This is a genomic window from Rhodococcus sp. NPDC060176 (assembly GCF_042728675.1).
Taxonomy (GTDB): Bacteria; Actinomycetota; Actinomycetes; order Mycobacteriales; family Mycobacteriaceae; genus Rhodococcus_F.
Genome location: NZ_JBHWYS010000001.1, coordinates 1,175,438 through 1,195,479, shown reverse-complemented (window position 1 = coordinate 1,195,479; position 20,042 = coordinate 1,175,438). Strand labels below are relative to the sequence as shown.

23 protein-coding genes and 2 pseudogenes are annotated in these 20,042 nt (G+C 58.6%); 18 read left to right on the top strand and 7 right to left on the bottom strand.

Annotation, left to right across the window (positions count from 1 at the left end):
• Position 1: 1 nt before the first annotated feature.
• Positions 2–1,270 (bottom strand): VWA domain-containing protein, encoded by a 1,269-nt coding sequence (locus ACFWEM_RS05770; RefSeq protein ID WP_378531903.1) that lies wholly within the window; start codon positions 1,268–1,270, stop codon positions 2–4.
• 173 nt (positions 1,271–1,443) lie between these two features.
• Between ACFWEM_RS05770 and ACFWEM_RS05765 the strand changes: the two genes are divergently transcribed.
• Positions 1,444–2,436, top strand: a complete 993-nt coding sequence (locus ACFWEM_RS05765; protein WP_378531901.1) for a GGDEF domain-containing protein — start codon at positions 1,444–1,446, stop codon at positions 2,434–2,436.
• Positions 2,437–2,526: 90 nt separating this feature from the next.
• On the opposite strand, the pseudogene ACFWEM_RS05760 reads toward ACFWEM_RS05765, so the two are convergent.
• Positions 2,527–3,237, bottom strand: a pseudogene (locus tag ACFWEM_RS05760) (DUF222 domain-containing protein); the annotation flags it as partial.
• Positions 3,238–3,282: 45 nt separating this feature from the next.
• On the opposite strand from ACFWEM_RS05760, the gene ACFWEM_RS05755 reads away from it, so the two are divergent.
• Both ACFWEM_RS05755 and ACFWEM_RS05750 read left to right on the top strand, forming a co-directional pair.
• The gene (locus tag ACFWEM_RS05755; protein WP_378531899.1) at positions 3,283–3,513 is read left to right on the top strand and encodes a hypothetical protein; all 231 of its coding nucleotides are present in this window, start codon (positions 3,283–3,285) and stop codon (positions 3,511–3,513) included.
• A 69-nt stretch (positions 3,514–3,582) separates the two neighbouring features.
• Positions 3,583–3,819 carry a hypothetical protein gene (locus ACFWEM_RS05750; protein ID WP_378531897.1) on the top strand — a complete coding sequence of 79 codons (237 nt, stop codon included), beginning with the start codon at positions 3,583–3,585 and terminating at the stop codon, positions 3,817–3,819.
• A gap of 97 nt (positions 3,820–3,916) precedes the next feature.
• Here the strand turns inward: ACFWEM_RS05750 and ACFWEM_RS05745 are convergent, their stop codons facing one another.
• Positions 3,917–4,435 (bottom strand): hypothetical protein, encoded by a 519-nt coding sequence (locus tag ACFWEM_RS05745; RefSeq protein ID WP_378531895.1) that lies wholly within the window; start codon positions 4,433–4,435, stop codon positions 3,917–3,919.
• 962 nt (positions 4,436–5,397) lie between these two features.
• Here ACFWEM_RS05745 and ACFWEM_RS05740 point away from each other — a divergent pair.
• Together ACFWEM_RS05740 and ACFWEM_RS05735 are read left to right on the top strand one after the other, a co-directional pair.
• On the top strand, positions 5,398–6,114 hold the full coding sequence (locus tag ACFWEM_RS05740; protein ID WP_378531893.1) for a hypothetical protein: 717 nt from the start codon (positions 5,398–5,400) through the stop codon (positions 6,112–6,114).
• Positions 6,111–6,443, top strand: coding sequence for a hypothetical protein (locus tag ACFWEM_RS05735; RefSeq protein WP_378531891.1), 333 nt, complete (start codon positions 6,111–6,113; stop codon positions 6,441–6,443). Before ACFWEM_RS05740 ends, ACFWEM_RS05735 begins: the two co-directional genes overlap by 4 nt.
• An 84-nt stretch (positions 6,444–6,527) precedes the next feature.
• Here ACFWEM_RS05735 and ACFWEM_RS05730 read toward each other — a convergent pair whose 3' ends face one another.
• Complete coding sequence (locus ACFWEM_RS05730) at positions 6,528–6,659, bottom strand: hypothetical protein (RefSeq protein ID WP_378531889.1); 132 nt, start codon at positions 6,657–6,659, stop codon at positions 6,528–6,530.
• A gap of 97 nt (positions 6,660–6,756) precedes the next feature.
• Between ACFWEM_RS05730 and ACFWEM_RS05725 the strand changes: the two genes are divergently transcribed.
• From ACFWEM_RS05725 to ACFWEM_RS05700, 6 genes are all read left to right on the top strand, one after another.
• Positions 6,757–6,990, top strand: coding sequence for a helix-turn-helix domain-containing protein (locus ACFWEM_RS05725; RefSeq protein WP_378531887.1), 234 nt, complete (start codon positions 6,757–6,759; stop codon positions 6,988–6,990).
• Positions 6,991–7,067: 77 nt separating this feature from the next.
• Positions 7,068–7,259, top strand: a complete 192-nt coding sequence (locus ACFWEM_RS05720) for a hypothetical protein (RefSeq protein ID WP_378531885.1) — start codon at positions 7,068–7,070, stop codon at positions 7,257–7,259.
• A gap of 2 nt (positions 7,260–7,261) precedes the next feature.
• Positions 7,262–7,573 carry a hypothetical protein gene (locus tag ACFWEM_RS05715; RefSeq protein WP_378531883.1) on the top strand — a complete coding sequence of 104 codons (312 nt, stop codon included), beginning with the start codon at positions 7,262–7,264 and terminating at the stop codon, positions 7,571–7,573.
• Positions 7,574–7,813: 240 nt separating this feature from the next.
• On the top strand, positions 7,814–8,368 hold the full coding sequence (locus ACFWEM_RS05710) for an HK97 family phage prohead protease (RefSeq protein ID WP_214924483.1): 555 nt from the start codon (positions 7,814–7,816) through the stop codon (positions 8,366–8,368).
• A gap of 14 nt (positions 8,369–8,382) precedes the next feature.
• A complete protein-coding gene (locus ACFWEM_RS05705; protein ID WP_378531880.1) occupies positions 8,383–9,804 on the top strand; it encodes a phage major capsid protein in 1,422 nt (473 codons plus the stop codon).
• Between the two features lie 178 nt (positions 9,805–9,982).
• Positions 9,983–10,285, top strand: a complete 303-nt coding sequence (locus ACFWEM_RS05700; protein ID WP_378531878.1) for an HNH endonuclease — start codon at positions 9,983–9,985, stop codon at positions 10,283–10,285.
• Between the two features lie 973 nt (positions 10,286–11,258).
• On the opposite strand, the gene ACFWEM_RS05695 is transcribed toward ACFWEM_RS05700, so the two are convergent.
• Positions 11,259–12,692 (bottom strand): recombinase family protein, encoded by a 1,434-nt coding sequence (locus ACFWEM_RS05695; RefSeq protein WP_378531876.1) that lies wholly within the window; start codon positions 12,690–12,692, stop codon positions 11,259–11,261.
• Between the two features lie 42 nt (positions 12,693–12,734).
• Positions 12,735–13,334: pseudogene (locus ACFWEM_RS05690) on the bottom strand (DUF222 domain-containing protein); the annotation flags it as partial.
• Between the two features lie 158 nt (positions 13,335–13,492).
• Here ACFWEM_RS05690 and ACFWEM_RS05685 point away from each other — a divergent pair.
• From ACFWEM_RS05685 to ACFWEM_RS05665, 5 genes are all read left to right on the top strand, one after another.
• Complete coding sequence (locus ACFWEM_RS05685; RefSeq protein ID WP_378531874.1) at positions 13,493–13,996, top strand: MarR family winged helix-turn-helix transcriptional regulator; 504 nt, start codon at positions 13,493–13,495, stop codon at positions 13,994–13,996.
• Positions 13,997–14,007: 11 nt separating this feature from the next.
• Positions 14,008–15,066 carry an LLM class flavin-dependent oxidoreductase gene (locus tag ACFWEM_RS05680; RefSeq protein ID WP_047271106.1) on the top strand — a complete coding sequence of 353 codons (1,059 nt, stop codon included), beginning with the start codon at positions 14,008–14,010 and terminating at the stop codon, positions 15,064–15,066.
• 8 nt (positions 15,067–15,074) lie between these two features.
• Positions 15,075–15,641 (top strand): FMN reductase, encoded by a 567-nt coding sequence (gene msuE, locus ACFWEM_RS05675; RefSeq protein ID WP_378531872.1) that lies wholly within the window; start codon positions 15,075–15,077, stop codon positions 15,639–15,641.
• The gene (locus ACFWEM_RS05670; RefSeq protein ID WP_378531869.1) at positions 15,638–16,165 is read left to right on the top strand and encodes a hemerythrin domain-containing protein; all 528 of its coding nucleotides are present in this window, start codon (positions 15,638–15,640) and stop codon (positions 16,163–16,165) included. The genes msuE and ACFWEM_RS05670 overlap by 4 nt, the downstream gene beginning before the upstream one ends.
• 72 nt (positions 16,166–16,237) lie before the next feature.
• On the top strand, positions 16,238–16,570 hold the full coding sequence (locus ACFWEM_RS05665; protein ID WP_095968630.1) for a CD225/dispanin family protein: 333 nt from the start codon (positions 16,238–16,240) through the stop codon (positions 16,568–16,570).
• Positions 16,571–16,606: 36 nt separating this feature from the next.
• On the opposite strand, the gene ACFWEM_RS05660 is transcribed toward ACFWEM_RS05665, so the two are convergent.
• Positions 16,607–17,776: a lipase family protein gene (locus ACFWEM_RS05660; protein ID WP_378531867.1), complete on the bottom strand. Its 1,170-nt coding sequence runs from the start codon at positions 17,774–17,776 to the stop codon at positions 16,607–16,609.
• A gap of 38 nt (positions 17,777–17,814) precedes the next feature.
• Here ACFWEM_RS05660 and ACFWEM_RS05655 point away from each other — a divergent pair, with 38 nt between their 5' ends.
• Both ACFWEM_RS05655 and ACFWEM_RS05650 read left to right on the top strand, forming a co-directional pair.
• Positions 17,815–18,273: a DUF5990 family protein gene (locus ACFWEM_RS05655; RefSeq protein ID WP_378531865.1), complete on the top strand. Its 459-nt coding sequence runs from the start codon at positions 17,815–17,817 to the stop codon at positions 18,271–18,273.
• Positions 18,274–18,346: 73 nt separating this feature from the next.
• Positions 18,347–19,828, top strand: coding sequence for a flavin-containing monooxygenase (locus ACFWEM_RS05650; protein ID WP_378531863.1), 1,482 nt, complete (start codon positions 18,347–18,349; stop codon positions 19,826–19,828).
• Positions 19,829–20,042 lie beyond the last annotated feature (214 nt).

Genomic DNA, 20,042 nt, shown 5'->3' with positions numbered 1-20,042 from the left:
GTCACGGCTTCGTGATGCCTGCCGCCACAGCCGCCTTGTGCCAATCCGGGAACTCACTCAGCAAACGGGTGTACAGCTGCGCGTCGTCGACGGTGTCGATGTCGTCCAGCGCGAAGAATCCGGCATTGTCGACCGCCCTGCCGTCGAGGTCGTCGAGCTTCTCCAGCACTCCGTAGTTGGCCTTGCCGATTCCGACGAACTGCCAAAAGGCCGGAAGCCCAGACGCTTCGCGCATCAGTTTCGTGATTTCCTTGCGCTCACTGAAGCCGCCGTCGGTGAAGAACAGGACAAGCGTAGGGGCCGAACCACGGGTCAGGCCGGAGAGTATCTCTGTCATGATCGGCACTTCGCGATTCGCGGCGCCGATCTTGTCGTAGTTGAAACCGCCGTGCGAACCGCGTAAGTGCAGGTAGGTGTCAGACCACTCTTCCGCATCATGCACGGAGATCTCGGGAAGCTTGATGAAGCTGACTGCATACAAGTAAGGCTCGAGTTTGCCGTCGTCATCGAGTTGGATCGCAACGGGGACCATGCGTTCGACAACGCGGTGAACCACCCTGGTGCGGTACTGCTTGGCCATGCTGCCTGTTTTGTCGATCACCAGAACCACTCGCGCACGAATTCCTTTGCCACCCTTGGTCAGCAGGACCTTGGCCACCTCACGTTTTCGGAGGTCCAGTTTCTCCCGCTTCACCATCGAGAGTTTCGCCTCGTCAGGCACGCTCCGAATTCCGTCTACCGATTCAGCGGACCCGGCAGGTTGGGTCTGCGGTTCCTCGTCGACAGAAACGCCGAATGCTGTTACCAGATCTGCCAATCCGCTGTCCCAGCCAGCTGACACGTTGCGCAGCTTCCACCCCGCGCCGCGGCGATAGATCTCGACGAGGACCGCCGCTCTCTCTGTCGTCAGACCCAAAGCCGGAGCCACAACCGCTACGGAACCGGCCTGTTCCACCACGACGCCCATGTCACGGACTGAAGAAAGGGTTCCGTTTGCCGCCGCATCCAACGCCACGGCAACACTCAGCTGGTGAATGTCAGCGGGCACCCTTGCGATGTCGATTTCGATTACGCCGCCGGACTCCAAGCGCACCGCGCCTTCGGGTGAGACCGGCTGATTGAAGAAGATGAAATCCGCGTCATCACGCACTTTGTTGCGATCATCGAGCTGGAACACCATCAGATCCACCGTGCCCGGGGCGCTACCGCTCACCGCCACTTTCAATGAAGTTCCGTCAATGACTGTGTTCGCCCCACGCGCCAGCTCCATACCGGAAGATTAGCTGGCCGCTTCCGATTGCCGGCCCGGCGGTCAGAAGAATCACAGCACACTTTCAGCAATCGTTGGGATTCTCGAGGCAGACTGTTGGAGGGAGATATGTCGTACACGGGACCAAGAGCCTGCAGGTCGACAGAATCGGACTGTCGATCAGGAGGTAAACGATGTCGCACGGTCAGGCGCGCACCATCCCGCCGATGACGTTCCCGTCGTTGCCACTTCCCTCAATGCCGTTACTTCCGCCATTGACGAATTTCGACCAAGCAAGTCGCTCGATCGTCTCTTATCTCGACGACCACCTCCCGTTGGCACTCTGGTCGATCACGCGATTCGACGGGTCGAACCAGGTCTTTCTGACCGTTTCACCCAACCCCCTTCACATCGAAGTCGGCGAGACACGCGCATGGCAAGACACCATGTGCAGCGAGGTCGTCTGCGGAAATGCGCCACCGGTCTCGTCCAACCGAGAACTCGTGCCCGCGCTTTCCCGAGATGACAGGTGGGAAGGGATTGGCGCCTACGTGAGCATTCCGATTCTGCACAGCGACGGCAGCCTCTTCGGAACGCTGTGTGGCGCCGACCCGACCCCAGGCGATTCTGTTCTCGAGGACAACGAAGCGCTACTCACGCTCCTGTGCCGGCTTCTCGGAACCATTCTCGACGTCGACTATCAGCGTGCGCAGTCGGTTCGTCTGGCCGAAACTGCGCAACTCGATGCGGAGACCGACCCGTTGACCGGCCTTCTCAATCGTCGTGGATGGAATCGCTTCCTCGAAGCCGAGCAAACGCGATACCGGCAATTCGCCGATCCTGGATCGATCATCATCGTTGATCTCGACGGCATGAAGACCATCAACGACGAACTCGGTCACGCCGCCGGCGACGAGTACGTCCAACGGGCCGGTGAAATCCTGGCAGCGTGCGCGTACCCGGGCGCCGTAGTTTCGCGGTTGGGCGGCGACGAGTTCGGAATCGCCTTGTCCGACACACAACCACACGCTGTCGACTACCTGATCGAGCGTTTGGAGAAGTCCTTCCGGCTAGCCGAGGTGCGCTGTTCGGTCGGGCGGGCTGACTTTTCGATGTCCCAGAGTCTCTCCGAGACTTGGGATGCGGCTGATGCCGAGATGTACCGACAGAAGCGCTCGAACCGCTGATTCGACTCCGCCACGGCCTGTCGGCACCGCATCGGGGGATCCCTTCGATGCGGTGCTCGGCCGTATTCTGTTGTACCCGAAAAGCTGTTCTCAGGTTTTGAAGGTGGTGTTCGCCGGCCTGGGGTGCTGCCCAGGGTCGATCGAGGGCGGCGGGATGAACCACGGTTTGTTGTCGACGCCGATCCGGATTTCCCATTTTCCGACGAACCCCGTTTTCCGGTGCATCAACCGGTGGTGGGAACGGCACAGCAGGACAAGGTTGTTCATCACCGTCGGACCACCGTTCGCCCAGTGCCGGATATGGTGCGCATCGGTCCAGGCCGGTACGCATGTGCAGCCGGGGAACGCGCAGCCCTTGTCGCGGGCAATCAGCGCCACTCTCTGTTCGGCATTGACCAACCGTTTTCCGGGTCTCGCATCCAAGGGTGCGCCGTGATCGTCGAGTAGGACGGTCGACAGGAAACAATCACACCCGAGAAGCCTCGTTTGCGACACCGAGAGTGGCCCCAACCACGGCATGTGCCCGACATCAAGATCCGACCGAGACTCTTCACCATCTGTAGGCGCGGCGGCACAATCCCGATGCTCAGCCAAATCGCGAGCATTGATGTGCACGTTCACATGCGGACGCTGACCACCATCGGTGCCGGTCTTGGCGCAATCCAGATACCGGCGGATCAGCTCGGTGAACCCGTCCGCGGTCCGCTTTGCCGCCGACCGGGCATCGGGAGTTCCATCGGGCGCCGGGGTCGGCATCGTCAAATTCGACAACGCCGACAGCAGCATTTCGCCGGTCAATGACGCTTATAGGCAGCCTGGTAGAAGCCAGCGGACCGGAGGGCAAACATGACCACGAATGCAGTAGCGGCGACAATGGCAGGAAGTCCCGTATTTACCAGCGCCACATATGTTTCCGATTCAATGTCGGAGCGCGCGCTGCTCGCCGCCGAGCTGGTGATGGCGATGCCGGATCACGAATCCTGGCAAGCGCGCTACTTCGAAACGGCAGAAATGCAGGGTTACGACATGGCGGACGCATGGCTGGTAGTCGCAACGGCGCACCTGTTTGATGAATAGGTTGATCGCAGACGGTGCCGGGTATTCCCGATCCAGTGGACGAAAGGATGACTAAAAATGGACCCGCTGATGGACCCGCGCACAAATGAACAACGCATGTTGGACGCCGAGCACTTCCGAGCATTCGACGCACTGATGCAATTCTTGACGGACCGAAAGAGGCCCGACGACTTCAGCGAAAATACCTGGACCTTGAGAAAGCTGGCGGAGAACTACATCGACATTCTCGCCGACGCGCGTCAGTCCGATCCCACGATCACGGCAGTCGAAGGCGTCGCCAGCCTGCTCCGCGAGACTCAGCGTTAGACAGGCCACCTACTCCCGCGCCCCAGGTGAGAAGAGCATCGGTTGGCAGGAACTCCACTGAAAATCCGAGCCGAGGCCGTGCCGGATGGAAGGCTCGCTAAAGCATGTCTTGCGCAACCAACCACGAATCCCAGTCGGCAACCGCTTGCCCTGCCAGGTCCACTGCGTCAACGTCCGCACCGTTCACTCGCACCGTCCACGAGTAGCGAGTCGAACTATCCCCCACACTTTCATTGGACAGAATCTCACCTGCCGACCAATCCGCGACCGCTTCGATGCGGGGCATGTTGATGACGACACTCTGCCCCGTCACTTCGGCGTATTCGCCGCTCGCCGTCCAGCTCTTGCCACGGTCCAAGTGCAGGTGTTTGACACCGTTGGCAATGTCCCTGCACGCACCGAGCGCAGCAGAGTCCTTGAAGAGCTGGAGCGTCTCCTGGTGCATGTACTTCGGCGAGGGCGGGGCGATGATCCAATCGCGCAGATGAAACGCGTCCTGCCAGAAGTGGTAAAGCGCGTCTCTGGCTTCGGGAGCTTCGGCGGCGACAGCACCGCGCAGCCGCGTCAAGGACCGTTGCATCCGTTGGTACTGATCGGGCCATGTTTCGTTCAGCATCAACCCAGAATAGAGAGCAGCCTCTCCAGATATACAACCAAAGCCCTCCAGTGGACCCAATTGACTGGAGGGCTTTGTTGTGCGACCAAGAGCCGAAGCTCCCGGATCGCACGGCGCGGCAATGAAGCCTGAGGAGGGCTTGCCCGAAGGCACCGCGCCTTAGCTCCCAGCGCCGGAACGGAAGGACGAGTCGGGCGATGAACTCCGACCCGAGAACCGCGCTTGGGAACACATTCGAGTCTAGTTGGCGCTGCGCCTCTCCCGATTCTGATTCTCCGCGCCGACAAGCTTTAGTGGCGTTCCTATTTCGTGTCGGCATGTTCTGTTCACCTATGTATAGAGTGAAGTGAAGGCCGCTCGACAGCGGTACCGGGCACAACAATTCTTCGCCGCCGATTCGTTGCGGAAACTCACCAAACACTCACGGGCACAAGTCTGCCCACATCGAACACTGGAGACCCGCCATGCAGAGAACACGCCGAATCTACACGCAATGCGCGCGCGGCCACGAATACAAGCCAGGAACCACGTCGCCGGTCCGAATCAAAGGCGTTGATACCGGCAGGGTTCGGTGCCTGGTGTGCGTTGCCGAGGACTACCGACGGCGCAAAGCTCAGAAGTCCGAAAAGTGAAGGTAATCATGCGTAGCGCGGGCAATGTCCACGGATTCAGATACGGCAACGATCTACCAGCGCCCGCGCCGATTCCCGACGTAGAGCCAAATCCCGCGTACTGCAGCGCCGACGACTGCCAGCGCCCGGTCAAGTGCCGACAGCTGTGCGCGACGCATTACGCCGCACTTCGGCGGCAGGAACTACGGCAGACATGAAACAAGCGCCCCCACCCCGAGAGTGCTTGTCCACGAGAGGAACAACAATGCAAGACCATTCTACCGCCGATACCAATTCGGCACCTGATGACAGCCGTGTGGAGGAAGCGCGGTGAGCACTTACCTAAGTCCGTTGTTCTTCAAGGCACGCACGAACTTCGAGAGCCTGGTATCCAACCACGCACTTACCGCGTCGGACTTCGGTCTCTACTACGTACTCATGTGTGTTTCTAAACGGGATCTACTCGACGGGAAAGTGTCACTACGTACGGTCGCCCACGAGTCACGAAACTTACACTTTCGGGCTTGGAAACCGGCCCTCGAAAAGTTGTTGGAAGCCGGTCTGATTACCGAAGTCGCCGACACGTACATCCAACTCGACTGGACCGGACAGACCACACGAGAAGCAATCGAAAAACGGTCCGTAACCAGGGCAGACGGAACCCACGATGTGGCGAAGATGCACGCGAACGGCGACCATACCTATTGCCGTAAACCGCACTGCGACACGGCGACCGACTGGGCCAAGGGGTACGACGGGAGCGGGAAGAAGGGGGTAACCCGAAAGGTCACCGAAAAGGTCACTGAAGATGACCCCACAGGTGACCGCCCCCCGGTCCCTCAGAGTCAGAGTCAGAGACAGAGGCAGAAGGACTCTGGATATGACGAGGACGAGAAGACAAGGCAGGCTTCGCCTCCCGCTTTCGCGCCTGGGGGCGCTCCGCGTCCGTCTACGCCTGCCGACGAGCTAGGAGATACGAACCGCGCTCCAACCGACAGCGCTCCAACACGACGCGGAAAGAAAATCGAACTCTTCGACATGACCCAGGGCGGAAAGAAGATCGGATGAACATCAGCATCGATGACGACGGTGCGGCGCTCTACGTGACCGTTGACGACGATTGCGCCGACGCAGAATCATGGCAGCAGGTTGGGCATGTCATTTGCCGCGCTGCAATCGAAACACTGTCCGCGCTCAGACAAGCCGGGATCGACTTCAGCGACGTCACGGTCATCGACAACGACATGCAGTTTATGTTCACGTTCCGTGTCAACGAGTCCGAAAGTGCACAACGAGCGCTAGGAATACTCCGCGACGAGCTGCAAACCGCACTCAAAGGCTGGCAGCAGTTCACCGACCCCGGTTTCTGGCTCCCAGATTCAACGGAGACGGATTGAACCCATCAACCTCGAGTGATCGAGCGGGCACACGAAAAAAGACCCCCAGAATCGATCTGAGAGCCTTTTATCGTTTTGTTCCGCCTAGATGAGCACTTCGATTCGACGCAGTACCCGAACTCGCTTGCCGCGATGGTTGATTCGATAGACCGGATCGGGACCGAGATCTACCTCGACAAAGCGCGGATCGGTTACTACAGAGTCTGATACAGACATTCTTTCCTCCATGGTCGCGGGTCAACCAAATTTCTACCTCCAGTTTATCGGACCTAGCGTTCACTAGTTTTCTGACGTAACTACGAAAGGTACTGCAATGCAACCGATCAAACCTAAGGAGCGAACAAGCGACGCGCTCCGAGTAGTGCTCATGCTCCGGGCGGCACCAGGCGCGCTATCAGCCTCCGAACTGGCCGACCGGACCCGATTGCCCTTGGCGACAGTTCTCGACGCGCTCAGCGTGGCTCAGGCGGGCGGAATCGTTGCCAGAGTCCCCGACGCTCGTACCGGATATCCCAGTCGTTGGCGTATCACCGAGTTCGACCTATGACCACGATCGTCGTCCTACTGGCGTTCACCGCGCTCGTCGGAATCCTGTTGCGTCACATCGCAAAGAACGGATAAGCAATGGATAGCAACGAAACAGATCCACTTGCACAAGACACCGGAATAGATCGGCACAGATTCCGCAGTGCAAAAGATTGGGCGAAGGAACACGACTACAAGCGTAAGCAACTCAAAGAACACAACGAGTTCCGAGAAATCCAAGGCTTGGAACCACTGACATACGCAGAGTTCTACTACGAAGGCAAGGAATGACAATGAGTGACTATGAGATTGGTGACGAAGAGTTGCCAGTGAATCCGTATCAGACGACAAGCGACAAGGTTCGGAAGCTCTTGCAATACGCGTACGACCAACTGTCTCCAGCCGACAAGGTGAGAGCGGCACTGAGACCGGGCATCGTGTGCCACACCGGCATGGAATCGGCCGAGTTCATCCTCGAAGCGACCGGCGAAGTCATCGCGATTGCGGACCGAGCGTGGTTGGCCGACGACACCGACGAGAGCTTTCATCCCGAATGGGTGCCCGGAGACCAGAACTGGGATCTGCCCGAGGATCTGACAGACTGAACCGAGGCCTTTGCAGGCGTTATCAAACCCGCGTGATAGCGCCTGCAAAGCTGGTCAGAAACGAAATCCGGTCGCGCCGACTAGAATCGGGGATAGCAGGTCGAACGGCTCACAGCCGGAACCGCCAGCAGACTTGGGTTCACAGTCGGAAGTCCCTCACACCAAGGGAACTGACCGCTGACGTCGCCCTGGAGATTCTGGAGGCATTCCTGCCTCACTCCACTCGACAGGACACCCGAAATGTCTCAAATCATCACGCGTGCAACAAGCACCGATCTGTCTATTCGTTCCGATGGCAGGACCGTTCACGGCATCGCCGTACCCTTCAACAGCCCTACCGACATTCGGGACTTCGAAGGCGAGTACGAGGAATCGTTCAAATTCGGTGCCTTCACCAGGACTATTGCCGAGCGCGGTAGCCGTGTGAAATTCCTTGCACACCATGACAGTCGAGCCATGCCTTTGGGCCGCGCAACCCTTCTCCGGGAAGACCCGGCAGGCCTCTACGCCGAGTTCCGCGTATCGGAGACACAAGCCGGTGACGAGGCCCTCGAATTGATTCGGGACGGCGCATTGGACGGCTTCTCGATCGGATTCCGCGCCATACGAGAAACATGGTCGCGCTCCAGGGATGTTCGAACGATCACCGAGGCAGCACTTCTCGAAGTCTCAGCCGTGAACTTCCCCGCATACGATCCCGCACGCATTGCAGGAGTTCGCTCGAAGATCACCACACTTACGCCCGAACAGGCCGCAGCACGTTTGCGCTTGCTCCAGGCGAGATACCAACTCTGATAAGGAAAATTGACATGAAGATTGATCCCAAAGCTACTGTTTTCGATCGGCTCCGGGCCATGACTGACGCCGAGCGCACTGCCGAACAGGCCAAGCTTGTCGCAGAGGCAACCGCACTCAGTACACGCGCAGACGGATTCACCGCCGAAGAGGCCGAGCGTTTCGAATCCCTTGCGGATGACCTCGAATTCCTGGGAAATTTTGCTGAACAGCGCGCCCGCGTACTCGAATCGGCTCGCGCTGGTAAGTCCGAAAACGGTTTCGGTGGATACCCCACGGCAGCACGCAAGGACACCGATCCCGTACGTGACACGGCAGCGCGCAACATCGAACGTGCACACCAGGAAGGCCGTCTGTCCGACGATTCCGCACATTTGGTGGAAAAGCTCGTGGCAGAGGACAAGACGTCTCTCACAGCACGTTGGGCGGCAGAAACCGGCACCGAAGCCTACCGAGGCGCATTCGGTAAGTTGATCGTCAACCCCGAGCGCGGGCACTTACTCTGGACCGGCGAAGAGGGCGAAGCATTCCGCAAGGTAGACGAGATTCGCGGCATGATCGAAGGCGTCGGTGGTACCGGAAAGTACCTGGTACCTTTCGACCTCGATCCCGCGATCATTCTCACCAATTCGGGTAGCGTGTCTCCGATTCGCGATATCGCCCGCGTGGTGAAGACGACTTCGAGCGCGTGGAACGGCGTCACCTCCGCAGGTGTCACGACCGAATGGCTTGCCGAAGCTGCACAGGCCGCCGACGCATCACCGACCTTGGCACCGGCACCGATCCCGGTATTCAAGCAGGCCGCATGGGTTCCGTTCTCGTACGAACTCGAAGAGGATGGATTGCAACTCATTTCACAGCTGCAGGGTTTGCTTGCAGACGGCGCGCTCCAACTCGAGAATACGGCATTCATCACCGGCAACGGCACCACGCAGCCTAAGGGCATCGTGACAGCGCTCGTCGCCGCTGGTGGATCTGTGATCGTTACGGCAGCCGGTGAGGCGCTTGCGGCAGCAGATCTCTACAAGCTGCAGGGTGCCTTGGGTTCCCGCTTCCAGCCGGGTGCATCATTCGCCGGTAACCTGGCGACCCTCAACACCATTCGGCAGTTCGAAACGACTAACGGCGCACTCAAGTTCCCTGGTGCGCAGGAGGTTCCCGCAAACCTGTTGGGTCGCCCGCTGCACGAAGTGTCGAATATGGACGGCGTGATCAATCCTGCAGCGACAGAGAATAACTACGTGTTGATCTACGGCGACTTCTCGAATTACGTTGTGGTGGATCGCATCGGAACCACGGTCGAACTGGTGCCTCACGTCTTCGGTGCCAATGGACGCCCGACCGGTGAGCGCGGTCTGTACATGCATCGTCGCGTCGGCGGGGACGTAGTGAACCCCAACGCATTCCGTCTGTTGAATGTTGCCACCACGGCATAGGTAAACATCCCGCGCGGCTATCGGAACCTGCTGGCCGCGCGGGTAGGTCTGGCGGCTCTGGCCGGGTCGCTCCCGAATCGAAACAGAGCGCGGCATCACGACCGAACACCGAAGGGCTGTAGTCACTTACTTGTTGGCTACGGCCCTTCGGTGTATCCGTACAAAGAGAGGACTCGACATGAGTAGCAGCGCACCACATCTCAAGACAGCAGCGTGGAAGGCTATACGGCAGTGGTACATCGACAACGCACCTGCAGGCGGATGGGATTGCGCGTTGTGTGGCCTACGTGTCGATCCCGACGCTATCCCGCGCTCTGGTGGGTCACTGGCGATCGACCATATCGTGCCGACGATCAAAGGGGGTGCGGCGCTGGACATCAGGAATACCCAAGCGATGCATCTAGCGTGCAATAGCTCGAAATGTGCCCGAGGAGACGAGTTTCGGCCGCACGCCAATCCGAAAGGTAGCCGGGTCTGGTAGATCCAGTCTTGTGTTTGTCCACAATGATCTGAAATCCTCTCAGGCAGATGCCTCGGAGGACGCACCGATCAAGACCCGCGACGGCAAGGTCATCGACCCCGACAACCAGCGCGGTTCCGTCCTCCGACCCGTTTGGGTTGCAGGAATTTTCAGATCCCAACTGTTGCTCGATCACGACGACACACTGCACACCACATATATCTCACCAATGTCTGTTGCTGCACAACACATCTCATACTATTTACAACCAAAGCACATCGAACATATGCAAACAACACAACCAGTCATGCAACCAATTATGTTGCAACACACTGCCAATGCATACACATGCCAATGCACTTTACCTTGCACACCACTTGCACACTGCATCTCGCACTCAATAAGCTATTGATCAATCAATCCTTTTACTTTCGTTATTGATGTGTTGAATTGCATTGTTTGCTTTCGTTTGCTTTTAGTTTCAATTCATTTGAACAATAAATATCAAACGACATTCACTCACCGATAATTGAATCGTAAGACGTTATCGTGATTGACCTCTTTAGATGCCTTTGCGGCAAGTCGCACCGCGACCCCGAGAGGTGCCGTCTTCCGTAACATTTGTTTGAGAAGATTCGTGCACTCCTTGACCTTGCTCTATCGCATTCATGCATCTTGTCTAATCGCCATTACATCACACTTGACACGTTAGGCAAGTAGGTCCGTAGTCCGTTAGTGCAGTAGGCCACTAATAGGTGAGATGGCAGAGGTAGGGGGGTACCAATTCACCGCAATTCATCGAACATACAGGCGACCCCGCCTCCGCCCATTTCTCTCTCAGTTGAAAATTGCAATGACCTACTTCATAACTGCAGGTCACAGCGTTGCTGTAGGTTCCATGCAGGGCCTGAGGAGGGACGAAAAGGGAATCTGCCACCAGCTCCCCAGGCTTTCCAGGAATCCTGTCGGGAATTTTCCCCGGAGGATCAAGGATTTATCCGCGCCCCTTCCATTTGACGGATACGGCTTTGTCATCGAAATGCCCCGGCTTACTTCTCAATATCCGCACGTCCACTAATGCGCGCACTAATCGTCTCTGCAATTCCAAGTCGGCATCTTCCCATATAGTTTCGGGTGACTTCGCCATGGCCGCTAACATCGGATCGGAAACAACCGCATATTCTTCGGCCAGCTTATTCGCCTTCTCTATCTCTTTTGTAAGTCCAGCTTCCATTCTCATGTATTGCTTCTGATTCATTTCTCCGCGCATAGCGGCATCGGTGAATCCGTCCAGCCGTTGCTGCAATTCCTGTGCCTGTGCCAGATACTTCGCGGACTCGCCGGTCTCGATTTTTTTCTCGTCGTGAAACAGGAATATCTCTGTCTGTTTCTCCGCGATCAATTCGTGCATCTTCGATATGACCAGTGCGTCCACTCGCTCCACGTTGCGCGCTACATGATGCCCCGGCGCGTCTGGTGTCCCGTCTGCCGAACAAATATAGGTCGGCTTACCGTGAGACTTGCGCGCATAGCATCGGGCACCACAGACGCCACACAATGCAATTCCGCTGAGAAGGTAGACCGGATCGGTACCCCGAGGAGATGAGCGCCGCGCCGGATCACTAAGTACGGCTTTGAGTCTCACATGCTCATCGTCGGTGAGGATCGGTTCCCACGTACCCCGCACAGTCGTTTCGTCGTCGGTGCCAGCGCGGTAGACCCGGTATCCGGCTAAGACCGGCTGTCGCAACATCTTCGAGATAGTCGCGCTGGTCCAATTCTTACCGGCCCGAGGGTTCATGTCCCGCAGGATCGAACGCAACGACTCACCACCGAGCACTCGAGTTGCCATCTCCCGCAATATCTCCGCAGCCTCCGGGTCTATCTCCCGTGCGACGATAAGCCCGCTCTGAGGATCTCTGACGGCCCGGTATCCGTACGGAATCTTGCCATGTGGTTTACCTTCGGCGGCGTTGGCCCGTAGAGACCGGAGTACTCGATCCCGAATCTCGTCGGCTTCACGCTCTGCTAGTAGCGCGTCCAGTCCCGTGGTGAATCGGTCGGCACCGACATTCAGATCATGCGTGCGGCCTTTGTAGTTCCACAGCACCCCGAGCGCGGCGCACAGATCCCGCAGCTCGGCATAGGCAGTCAGGTCGCGCTGTGCTCGTGATGCCTCCCATGTGACCAGTACGTCGCCAGGGCGCAGCACTTCGGCTAGTCGCCGGTACGCGGGCCGATCCTTGCCCGACCAGCGAGACGCGCCAGCATCGTTGTCCTGTAGTACCTCACCGACCGGCCACCCTTCCCGCTCACAGACGGCGCGGCATTCGGCCTCTTGTTCGGCGACGGACCGGCCGGTGCGCAAAGAATCTTTCGACACGCGTGTGTAGATAATCGCCCTGGTAGGCGCTGGTTTCTTGCTCATACTCTCAGCCTAAACCGTATGCTGCCTCTTGACTATCTATACCCCGGTGAGGGCGTCGAAATCCCCGCGCACCACCACCCGACCATTAAGTGTCGAGGCGATACGGAGCTCATTGAGATCCACGTCTTCGGCAGGTGGAATCTCATCCGATTCGAAAACTCGCTCCAACGTCGCGATGACATGCCGCACCTTCGTCGTCGTCGCCTCCACCCCCGAGGCAGCCGCCAACAACAAATCGATACAGCGAGGGAGCGCCTCCTCCGGCATCCCCTTCGGCGGAGATTCACAAAACGCCACGATCAAGACGGCGTGATCGAACGAGCAATCCCCGCAATCGAAGCCTGCTGCCACAGCGGGAAACGGCCGCAGCGCCGCACCCAGCGCGGCGATCTTCTTACCGTCACGAACCTGCAGCATCGTGTTCGCCGCCAACCATGACCCGACTCCGCGGCTGGCAATCACCTGATCATCCGGACGCATCGACAGTTCGTCGACCACCACCACCCGAACGGCTTCCAGGCGAAGAATCTCCGCACTCGCCTCGACAGCCGCCTCACGCAACTCGGCAGCAGTCAACTGCCACAGACGTCCGCGTAACCCCACCGCAGAACCCGACACCACGTCCGACAACAAGAAAATCATTGAATCCCCCGATCCCCTCCTCTAACAATACTCGAACACACGTTCGAGTCAATACCTTCCGGCCAGCAAAAATCTGAGCAGGGAATAGTTCAGCCGTCGCGAGCGTATTATTTGAGTAAGCAATACTTGCGATCGCAAATAAATGGAAGGCGTCACCGATGACAACTGATGAACACGTACGTGGTCGCGTGTGGCGCGACCTCGTCGTCTCCCACAGCGTCATCCTCGGCAAGATGGAGGCGGACCTTCGAACCACCACTGGGCTCACCCTTGGTCAGTACGACGTTCTACTCCGACTACATGAAGCTCCTGGAAACACCATCCGAATGGGCGATCTGGCCGAGCTTGTCCTGGTCACCACCAGCGGCGTGACGCGCGTCGTCGATCGATTGGTCCAGGCGGGATTAGTGGAGCGCGTTCGACCGGACAACGATCGACGCGTCGTGACGGTATCGATGACGCCCGAAGGCAAGCAGACACTTCGAACGGCTTCCGCCATACACACGCGAGGAATCGCCGACTACTTCTCCGATCTCATCGAACCTGAAGAGCTTCCGGTACTCGACCGCTTCTTCTCCCGACTTGCCACACACCACACGAATCAAAGCGGCGCTTGCGATGCGCACGCCGAACAGCTTTCCATCACCCCGACGAACAGATAGCGAGAAACAACATGGCTTTCGAATTGGGCGTCTACCATTTCGGTGAACTCACCCCAGATCCCACTACCGGCGCGATGATGAATCCCGGTGTCCACCTTCGTCATTTGGTGGAGCAGGCAACCGTTGCCGATCAGGTTGGACTCGATGTCTTCGGCGTCGGCGAGCACCATCGCACCGACTTCGCAGTCTCAGCCCCTGCAGTTGTGCTCGCGGCAATGGCTCAGGCTACCGACAACATCAAGCTGTCCAGCGCCGTAACCGTACTCAGTTCCGACGATCCCGTACGTGTGTTCCAACAGTTCGCGACAGTCGACCTGCTTTCCGAAGGCCGTGCCGAGATCATTGCCGGCCGAGGTTCGTACACGGAGTCATTTCCGCTCTTCGGGTACGACTTGTCCCAGTACAACGAACTCTTCGCCGAAAAGCTTGACCTACTACTGAAACTGCGCGACGAGAACCCGATCAACTGGGAAGGGCAACTTCGCCCACCACTGATCGACGGTGACGTGACGCCCCGCCCGGACCGTCAGATTCCGGTGTGGATCGCAGTCGGAGGTACTCCGGCCTCTGTCGTCCGTGCCGCGAAACTGGGCCTGCCCCTCTCACTGGCCATCATCGGTGGAAGTTACCAACAGTTCGAACCGTTCGTCGATCTATACCGCAGGGCTGCAGCGGAGTTCGGACACGATCCGAAGAAACTGGCTGTCTCGATTGCTTCGCCAGGATTTGTCGATACCTCGAAGCAAACAGCACTCGACACGTCGTACCCGTACTTCCAGGCCGGGTGGATGCAGAATCATCATCAGCGCGGAAACGGAGTTCCCATGCCGCGCAGGGCATATGAAGCGCAGGCAACCACCGCGGGTGCGTTCTTCCTCGGCGGCCCGCAGGAAATCATCGACAAGACGATGGCGCAGTACGAACTGTTCCATCATGACCGCATCATGATCCAGATGGGGTTCGGCAACGTGCCACAGAAGGACATGCTGCGTGCGATCGAGATCCTCGGCACCGAAGTAGCCCCCGTTGTGCGTAAGGAAATCGAATCACTGAAGTCATCCCAAGAATAGGAGTTTCGATGAGCACACCGCTCAAAATTGTTGCCGTGGTCGGCAACCTCCAAAAACCCTCCAAGACTCGTGCCCTCGTCGACCTGATCGTCGAAACCTTGGGAGACTTCGAGCAGATCGACACACGAGTTTTCGAGATCGTGGATCTGATTCCAGGTCTTGCATCTGCTCTGGATCGCGATCACGTCGACTCAGTGACCGCCGAAGCGCTGGCAGCTGTCGAGTCCGCCGATATCATCATCGCGGCGTCACCGGTGTTCCGCGGTTCGTACACGGGAATGTTCAAGCACTTCTTCGATCTCGTCGACCAGTACGCGCTTGCCAACACTCCGGTGATTCTTGCCGCGACGGGCGGCAGCGACCGCCACGCCCTCGTGCTGGAGCATGCCCTGCGGCCACTGTTCGCTTTCTTCCAAGCGCTGACCGCTCCAGTCGGGATCTATCTCAGCTCAGGTGATTTCGACGGAACGACTATCCTCAACCCCGAGGTATTCGAGCGTATCGAGATGGCAGCAAAGGACGTCCTGCCGGTAGCGAGGATGCTCGCGGAGCGGGATCGAGTTGCGCTGACGTGAACACCCCTCATTCGCACAATACGGCAACAGTTGCCGGTCTGAGGATGATCGAACAGCTACGTCAGGTTCACGAACCTCTGCGAGCCGATATCGAGGTACTCGAGAATGCCCTGCAACTGTTGTCGGACGAAACCGCCGATCTGACTCGGATACCCGAGATGATCGACAATCTGACGATCGCGGATTTCGTCTGGCAACTACGGGTCAACTGCGACTTCTACTGCAACACGCTGACTCTGCACCACACCATCGAAGATCAACGAATGTTCCCGGTAATGACCAGGAACTTTCCCGAGTTGGCCCCTGCGGTCGAACGACTGCAGGCAGAACACAAGCTTGTCGGGGAGATCGTGTCGGAAGCCAAGCGTGCGTCGCTCGCACTGAGCACCGAATCCTCCACGGTCAATCGGGCACACGCCGCAATCTCCGAATTGGCGGACCATATGCAGTCGCACCTCGATTTCGAGGAGGCCACACTCTTTCCGTACTTCCGGAGAATGGATCGCGACTGGCATTTCGGCTGATCACGCGCATTCAGTGATTCTTCAGCTCCATCGCAGTAGCGTCGAAAGGGCCACCTCATGTCAGGAGCCCCCATGACGACCCCGGATCAACCCACCGTCCAGCAATCCGTTCCTCAGCACCCAATTCGACCACCTGTCAATGCCGGTTGGGCAGTGGTCTCGCTGCTGTTCTTCTGGCCGCTCTCCTTCGCCGCCTTCACGCACGCCTTCAACGTGTATCCCTTGTGGGCCGACGGCGATGTCGCCGGATCGCGGTACGCGTCCGATCGCGTGAAACGACTCGGCCAGATTTCACTGTGGATCGCGGGCGGACTGCTACTCCTCGTCTGCATCCTGTACGCGATTGCGGCGATCGTGTGGTTCGCCAACGGTGGCCACGATTACGGGCCGCGACGTATGCGCTGAACAACCACACTGAAACAACAACAACACCGCCGAACATCACCTCATCAATCGATCGATGAACTCCATGGTCTGGTCCATCGAAGCGACCGTCGTTTGACCGTGGCTGATTCCGGCGAGTTCTTGATACTCGAACTGCGTTCCCCGCGAACGCATGTCGACCAGTTGCGCCCAGGTAAGGGCGACAGGAACCGTTGTGTCCGACACGCTCTGCACCACGCGCAGTGGACGGTCGTAGCCGTCGACCGGCACCTGCATCATCTCGCGGAACAGGTCGTACATGCGCGGCGTCCACACCGACCGAGAGAACAACGAGCTCAACTGGATTCGCTCGGTTCGAATTTGTCGGCCGAGATCCCCGGCGCACAGAGTTCGCGCCTTTTCCATCCACTCGATTCCCTGGGGCGAGAGAACCTCACGAATGTTCTCTTCGGGTCGTTGATCGTCGATTCCAGCCAGGACATACAGCGCGTACCCCACTAATCCCGTGATGCCGATGTCGGGAAACAGCGGTCCACCCAACGGAAACAGACCTTCCATATGTGTGGGGCCTGCAACAACAATAGAGCCGCGGAAATCCAATTCCGGTGCACGAGAGGTGGCCTCGTGTCCTGCGAAGTACGTCGCGTGACCACCTTCGGACAGACCTGCGACCATCCACCGCGAGCTCAGCACGTTCCCGTACAACTCGTGTGCGGCCCGCACGATGTCGACGGCATTCGCGCCGGCGGCATGCCCGTCGAGATACGCCAATACCCCATCGGTGCCCAGACCCGAGTAGTCGGTAGCGACAACTGCATATCCCTGGTCCAACCAGCGTTCGATCGGTTCGATCTCCCCTGGACCGAATCCGGTTGACGACGGCGCACACTGATCGGCGCTGCCCAGAGTTCCGTGGGCGTAGGAGATGACGGGCCAGCCGCCGATCGGTGGCGCACCTTCCGGTAGAAACACCGACCCGGACGACTCTCCCCACCTGTCGGCAGTTCGCAGGGTCCGATAGACAACTCGCTCCGCTGCACCGGTACCGACCGGAAGGGCTGCAGCCGAGAGCAGTTCGTGCGATTCCAACGCACCCGCGACTTCCGGTTCGTCCGCTGTCGCCACGGCAACCCCTGACACCACCACAAGACTCGACAACAGCAGGCTCGACAACACAATGCTCGCCACCACGGCCGCAACAAAGGTTCCACCCGAACGCCTCACCACGCCAACCCCTCCCGACCCGTGCAGAGCATGATGTCGATATGCAGATCATCATCACCGGTCACAGCCTGCCCGGACGGGATTGTTCCGAAACCGCAACCTTCGAAGGACGGAGCAACATCCACGTCGGCGTCCAGCGCCGGGGCAAGCCCCACGAAATCCTCGACCTCGTACCGGGAGACACCGAAACAGTGCGGTGGGAATTGGCAGCGAACCTCGACAGAAAGCCCAATGCCTGGGACATTCTCGGACCGTACATCCAGGGCCCACCGCGCGGACGCTTCATCTACCTGTCCTGGGTGACGTTATCCGAGGACCAGACGTTCGAGATGTTCCGGCGCGCAAAGCTGATGCTCGACGCGGTCCCCGAGCACATCATTGACGAGGCCGACCGTTCCGACGTGCTCCACGGAGAACTCGGACTCACCGACGCCGCAGGTAAACCACTGTGTGCGGCGATCCGGCCGCCGACGATCACGTGGACATCCTCGCCTTACTGAGCATCGTTCAGTAGTGTGGTGAACGAACACTTGCTCTGTGGGTGACCACGCAATCGATACGGAGTCCGAACTGATGAGCACCGAACACCTCGATGTCCTGATCGTCGGCGCCGGCTTGTCCGGCATCGGTGCTGCGTATCGACTCCAGACCGAACTGCCCGGCAAGTCGTACGCGATCCTCGAGGCCCGCGCGAACAGTGGCGGAACCTGGGACCTCTTCAAATACCCCGGTATCCGTTCGGATTCCGACATGTTCACGCTCGGCTACCCGTTTCGCCCGTGGACAGATGCCAAAGCAATTGCCGACGGTGATTCGATCCTCCGGTACGTGCGCGATACCGCTCGCGAAAACGGGATCGACAAGAAGATTCGGTACAACCGGAAGGTGACGGCAGCATCCTGGTCGTCAGCGGACTCGACGTGGACAGTCACCGTGACGACCGACGACGAAGACGAAACACTGACCTGCAACTTCCTGTATCTCTGCAGCGGTTACTACAGCTACGACGGCGGATACACCCCCGACTTTCCCGGACGCGAATCGTTTGCCGGCGAGGTGGTGCACCCGCAGTTCTGGCCCGAAGAACTCGATTACTCCGACAAGAAGGTCGTCGTGATCGGAAGCGGCGCCACCGCAGTCACTTTGGTCCCCACGATGTCGCGGGACGCAAGCCACGTCACGATGCTCCAGCGATCGCCGACCTACATTCTGGCGCTGCCGTCCAGCGACAAGGTGTCGGACACCATCCGTGCGGTATTGCCGAATCAACTCGCGCACAGCATCGCTCGATGGAAGAGCGTCGTATTGAACCTCAGTTTCTACCAACTGTGCCGCCGCAGTCCGGCGCGCGCAAAGAGGCTGCTGAACCTCGCGATCAGTCGTCAACTCCCGGAAGAGATCCCACTCGATCCCCACTTCACACCCACCTACGATCCCTGGGACCAGCGCTTGTGCGTCGTACCGGATGGCGATTTGTTCAAAGCCCTCCGATCCGGCAAGGCTTCGATCGAGACCGATCACATCGACACCTTCACCGAGACCGGGATTCGGCTCGCATCAGGACGCGAACTCGAAGCCGACATCATCGTCACTGCAACAGGATTGAAGATGGAAGCATGCGGCGGGATGTCGATCGAAGTGGACGGTGAACCCGTCACCCTCGGTGATCGTTACGTCTACAAGGGCATGATGATCAGCGACGTACCGAACTTCGCGATGTGCGTCGGATACACCAATGCCTCGTGGACTCTGCGAGCCGATCTCACGTCGATGTACGTGTGCCGACTACTGACCGAGATGGCCAAGCGCGGCTATGCGAAGTGTGTGCCGCACGCGACCGAAGACATGGACCAGCGTCCGATCCTGAATCTGGCGTCCGGGTACGTCATGCGCGCGGTTGAACAGTTCCCGAAGCAGGGATCGAAGTCACCCTGGAACATGCGTCAGAACTACATCCTCGATCGTCTTCACTCGACGTTCGGGAGCATCAACGACCACATGACGTTCTCGAAGGCGCCAATTCGAAGTTCGAAACTGGTACCGAGCAAGAGTTGATCGGCGCCCGCATGACCAAGTAGAGCAGTCGAGCAAATCCACCAATCGATCCGAGAACAAAAAACACGCCCGAACCTGCGACGACGGCACAGAGTGCACCCAGGACGATGATCGTCGACGCCTCGATCATCCGACCGGCGGACTCCGATCCGAGAACGTGTATTTCATCAACTCCTTCGTCCATAAAACTATTTTCAGCCAACCGTCCAGCCGG

What these genes read in the sequence shown, in the direction of transcription:
- ACFWEM_RS05770 (WP_378531903.1), bottom strand. Translation starts at nt 1,270, where the DNA reads ATGGAGCTGGCGCGTGGGGCGAACACAGTCATTGACGGAACTTCATTG.
- ACFWEM_RS05765 (WP_378531901.1), top strand. Translation starts at nt 1,444, where the DNA reads ATGTCGCACGGTCAGGCGCGCACCATCCCGCCGATGACGTTCCCGTCG.
- ACFWEM_RS05755 (WP_378531899.1), top strand. Translation starts at nt 3,283, where the DNA reads ATGACCACGAATGCAGTAGCGGCGACAATGGCAGGAAGTCCCGTATTT.
- ACFWEM_RS05750 (WP_378531897.1), top strand. Translation starts at nt 3,583, where the DNA reads ATGGACCCGCGCACAAATGAACAACGCATGTTGGACGCCGAGCACTTC.
- ACFWEM_RS05745 (WP_378531895.1), bottom strand. Translation starts at nt 4,435, where the DNA reads ATGCTGAACGAAACATGGCCCGATCAGTACCAACGGATGCAACGGTCC.
- ACFWEM_RS05735 (WP_378531891.1), top strand. Translation starts at nt 6,111, where the DNA reads ATGAACATCAGCATCGATGACGACGGTGCGGCGCTCTACGTGACCGTT.
- ACFWEM_RS05730 (WP_378531889.1), bottom strand. Translation starts at nt 6,659, where the DNA reads ATGTCTGTATCAGACTCTGTAGTAACCGATCCGCGCTTTGTCGAGGTA.
- ACFWEM_RS05725 (WP_378531887.1), top strand. Translation starts at nt 6,757, where the DNA reads ATGCAACCGATCAAACCTAAGGAGCGAACAAGCGACGCGCTCCGAGTA.
- ACFWEM_RS05720 (WP_378531885.1), top strand. Translation starts at nt 7,068, where the DNA reads ATGGATAGCAACGAAACAGATCCACTTGCACAAGACACCGGAATAGAT.
- ACFWEM_RS05715 (WP_378531883.1), top strand. Translation starts at nt 7,262, where the DNA reads ATGAGTGACTATGAGATTGGTGACGAAGAGTTGCCAGTGAATCCGTAT.
- ACFWEM_RS05710 (WP_214924483.1), top strand. Translation starts at nt 7,814, where the DNA reads ATGTCTCAAATCATCACGCGTGCAACAAGCACCGATCTGTCTATTCGT.
- ACFWEM_RS05705 (WP_378531880.1), top strand. Translation starts at nt 8,383, where the DNA reads ATGAAGATTGATCCCAAAGCTACTGTTTTCGATCGGCTCCGGGCCATG.
- ACFWEM_RS05700 (WP_378531878.1), top strand. Translation starts at nt 9,983, where the DNA reads ATGAGTAGCAGCGCACCACATCTCAAGACAGCAGCGTGGAAGGCTATA.
- ACFWEM_RS05695 (WP_378531876.1), bottom strand. Translation starts at nt 12,692, where the DNA reads ATGAGCAAGAAACCAGCGCCTACCAGGGCGATTATCTACACACGCGTG.
- ACFWEM_RS05685 (WP_378531874.1), top strand. Translation starts at nt 13,493, where the DNA reads ATGACAACTGATGAACACGTACGTGGTCGCGTGTGGCGCGACCTCGTC.
- ACFWEM_RS05680 (WP_047271106.1), top strand. Translation starts at nt 14,008, where the DNA reads ATGGCTTTCGAATTGGGCGTCTACCATTTCGGTGAACTCACCCCAGAT.
- msuE (WP_378531872.1), top strand. Translation starts at nt 15,075, where the DNA reads ATGAGCACACCGCTCAAAATTGTTGCCGTGGTCGGCAACCTCCAAAAA.
- ACFWEM_RS05665 (WP_095968630.1), top strand. Translation starts at nt 16,238, where the DNA reads ATGACGACCCCGGATCAACCCACCGTCCAGCAATCCGTTCCTCAGCAC.
- ACFWEM_RS05655 (WP_378531865.1), top strand. Translation starts at nt 17,815, where the DNA reads ATGCAGATCATCATCACCGGTCACAGCCTGCCCGGACGGGATTGTTCC.
- ACFWEM_RS05650 (WP_378531863.1), top strand. Translation starts at nt 18,347, where the DNA reads ATGAGCACCGAACACCTCGATGTCCTGATCGTCGGCGCCGGCTTGTCC.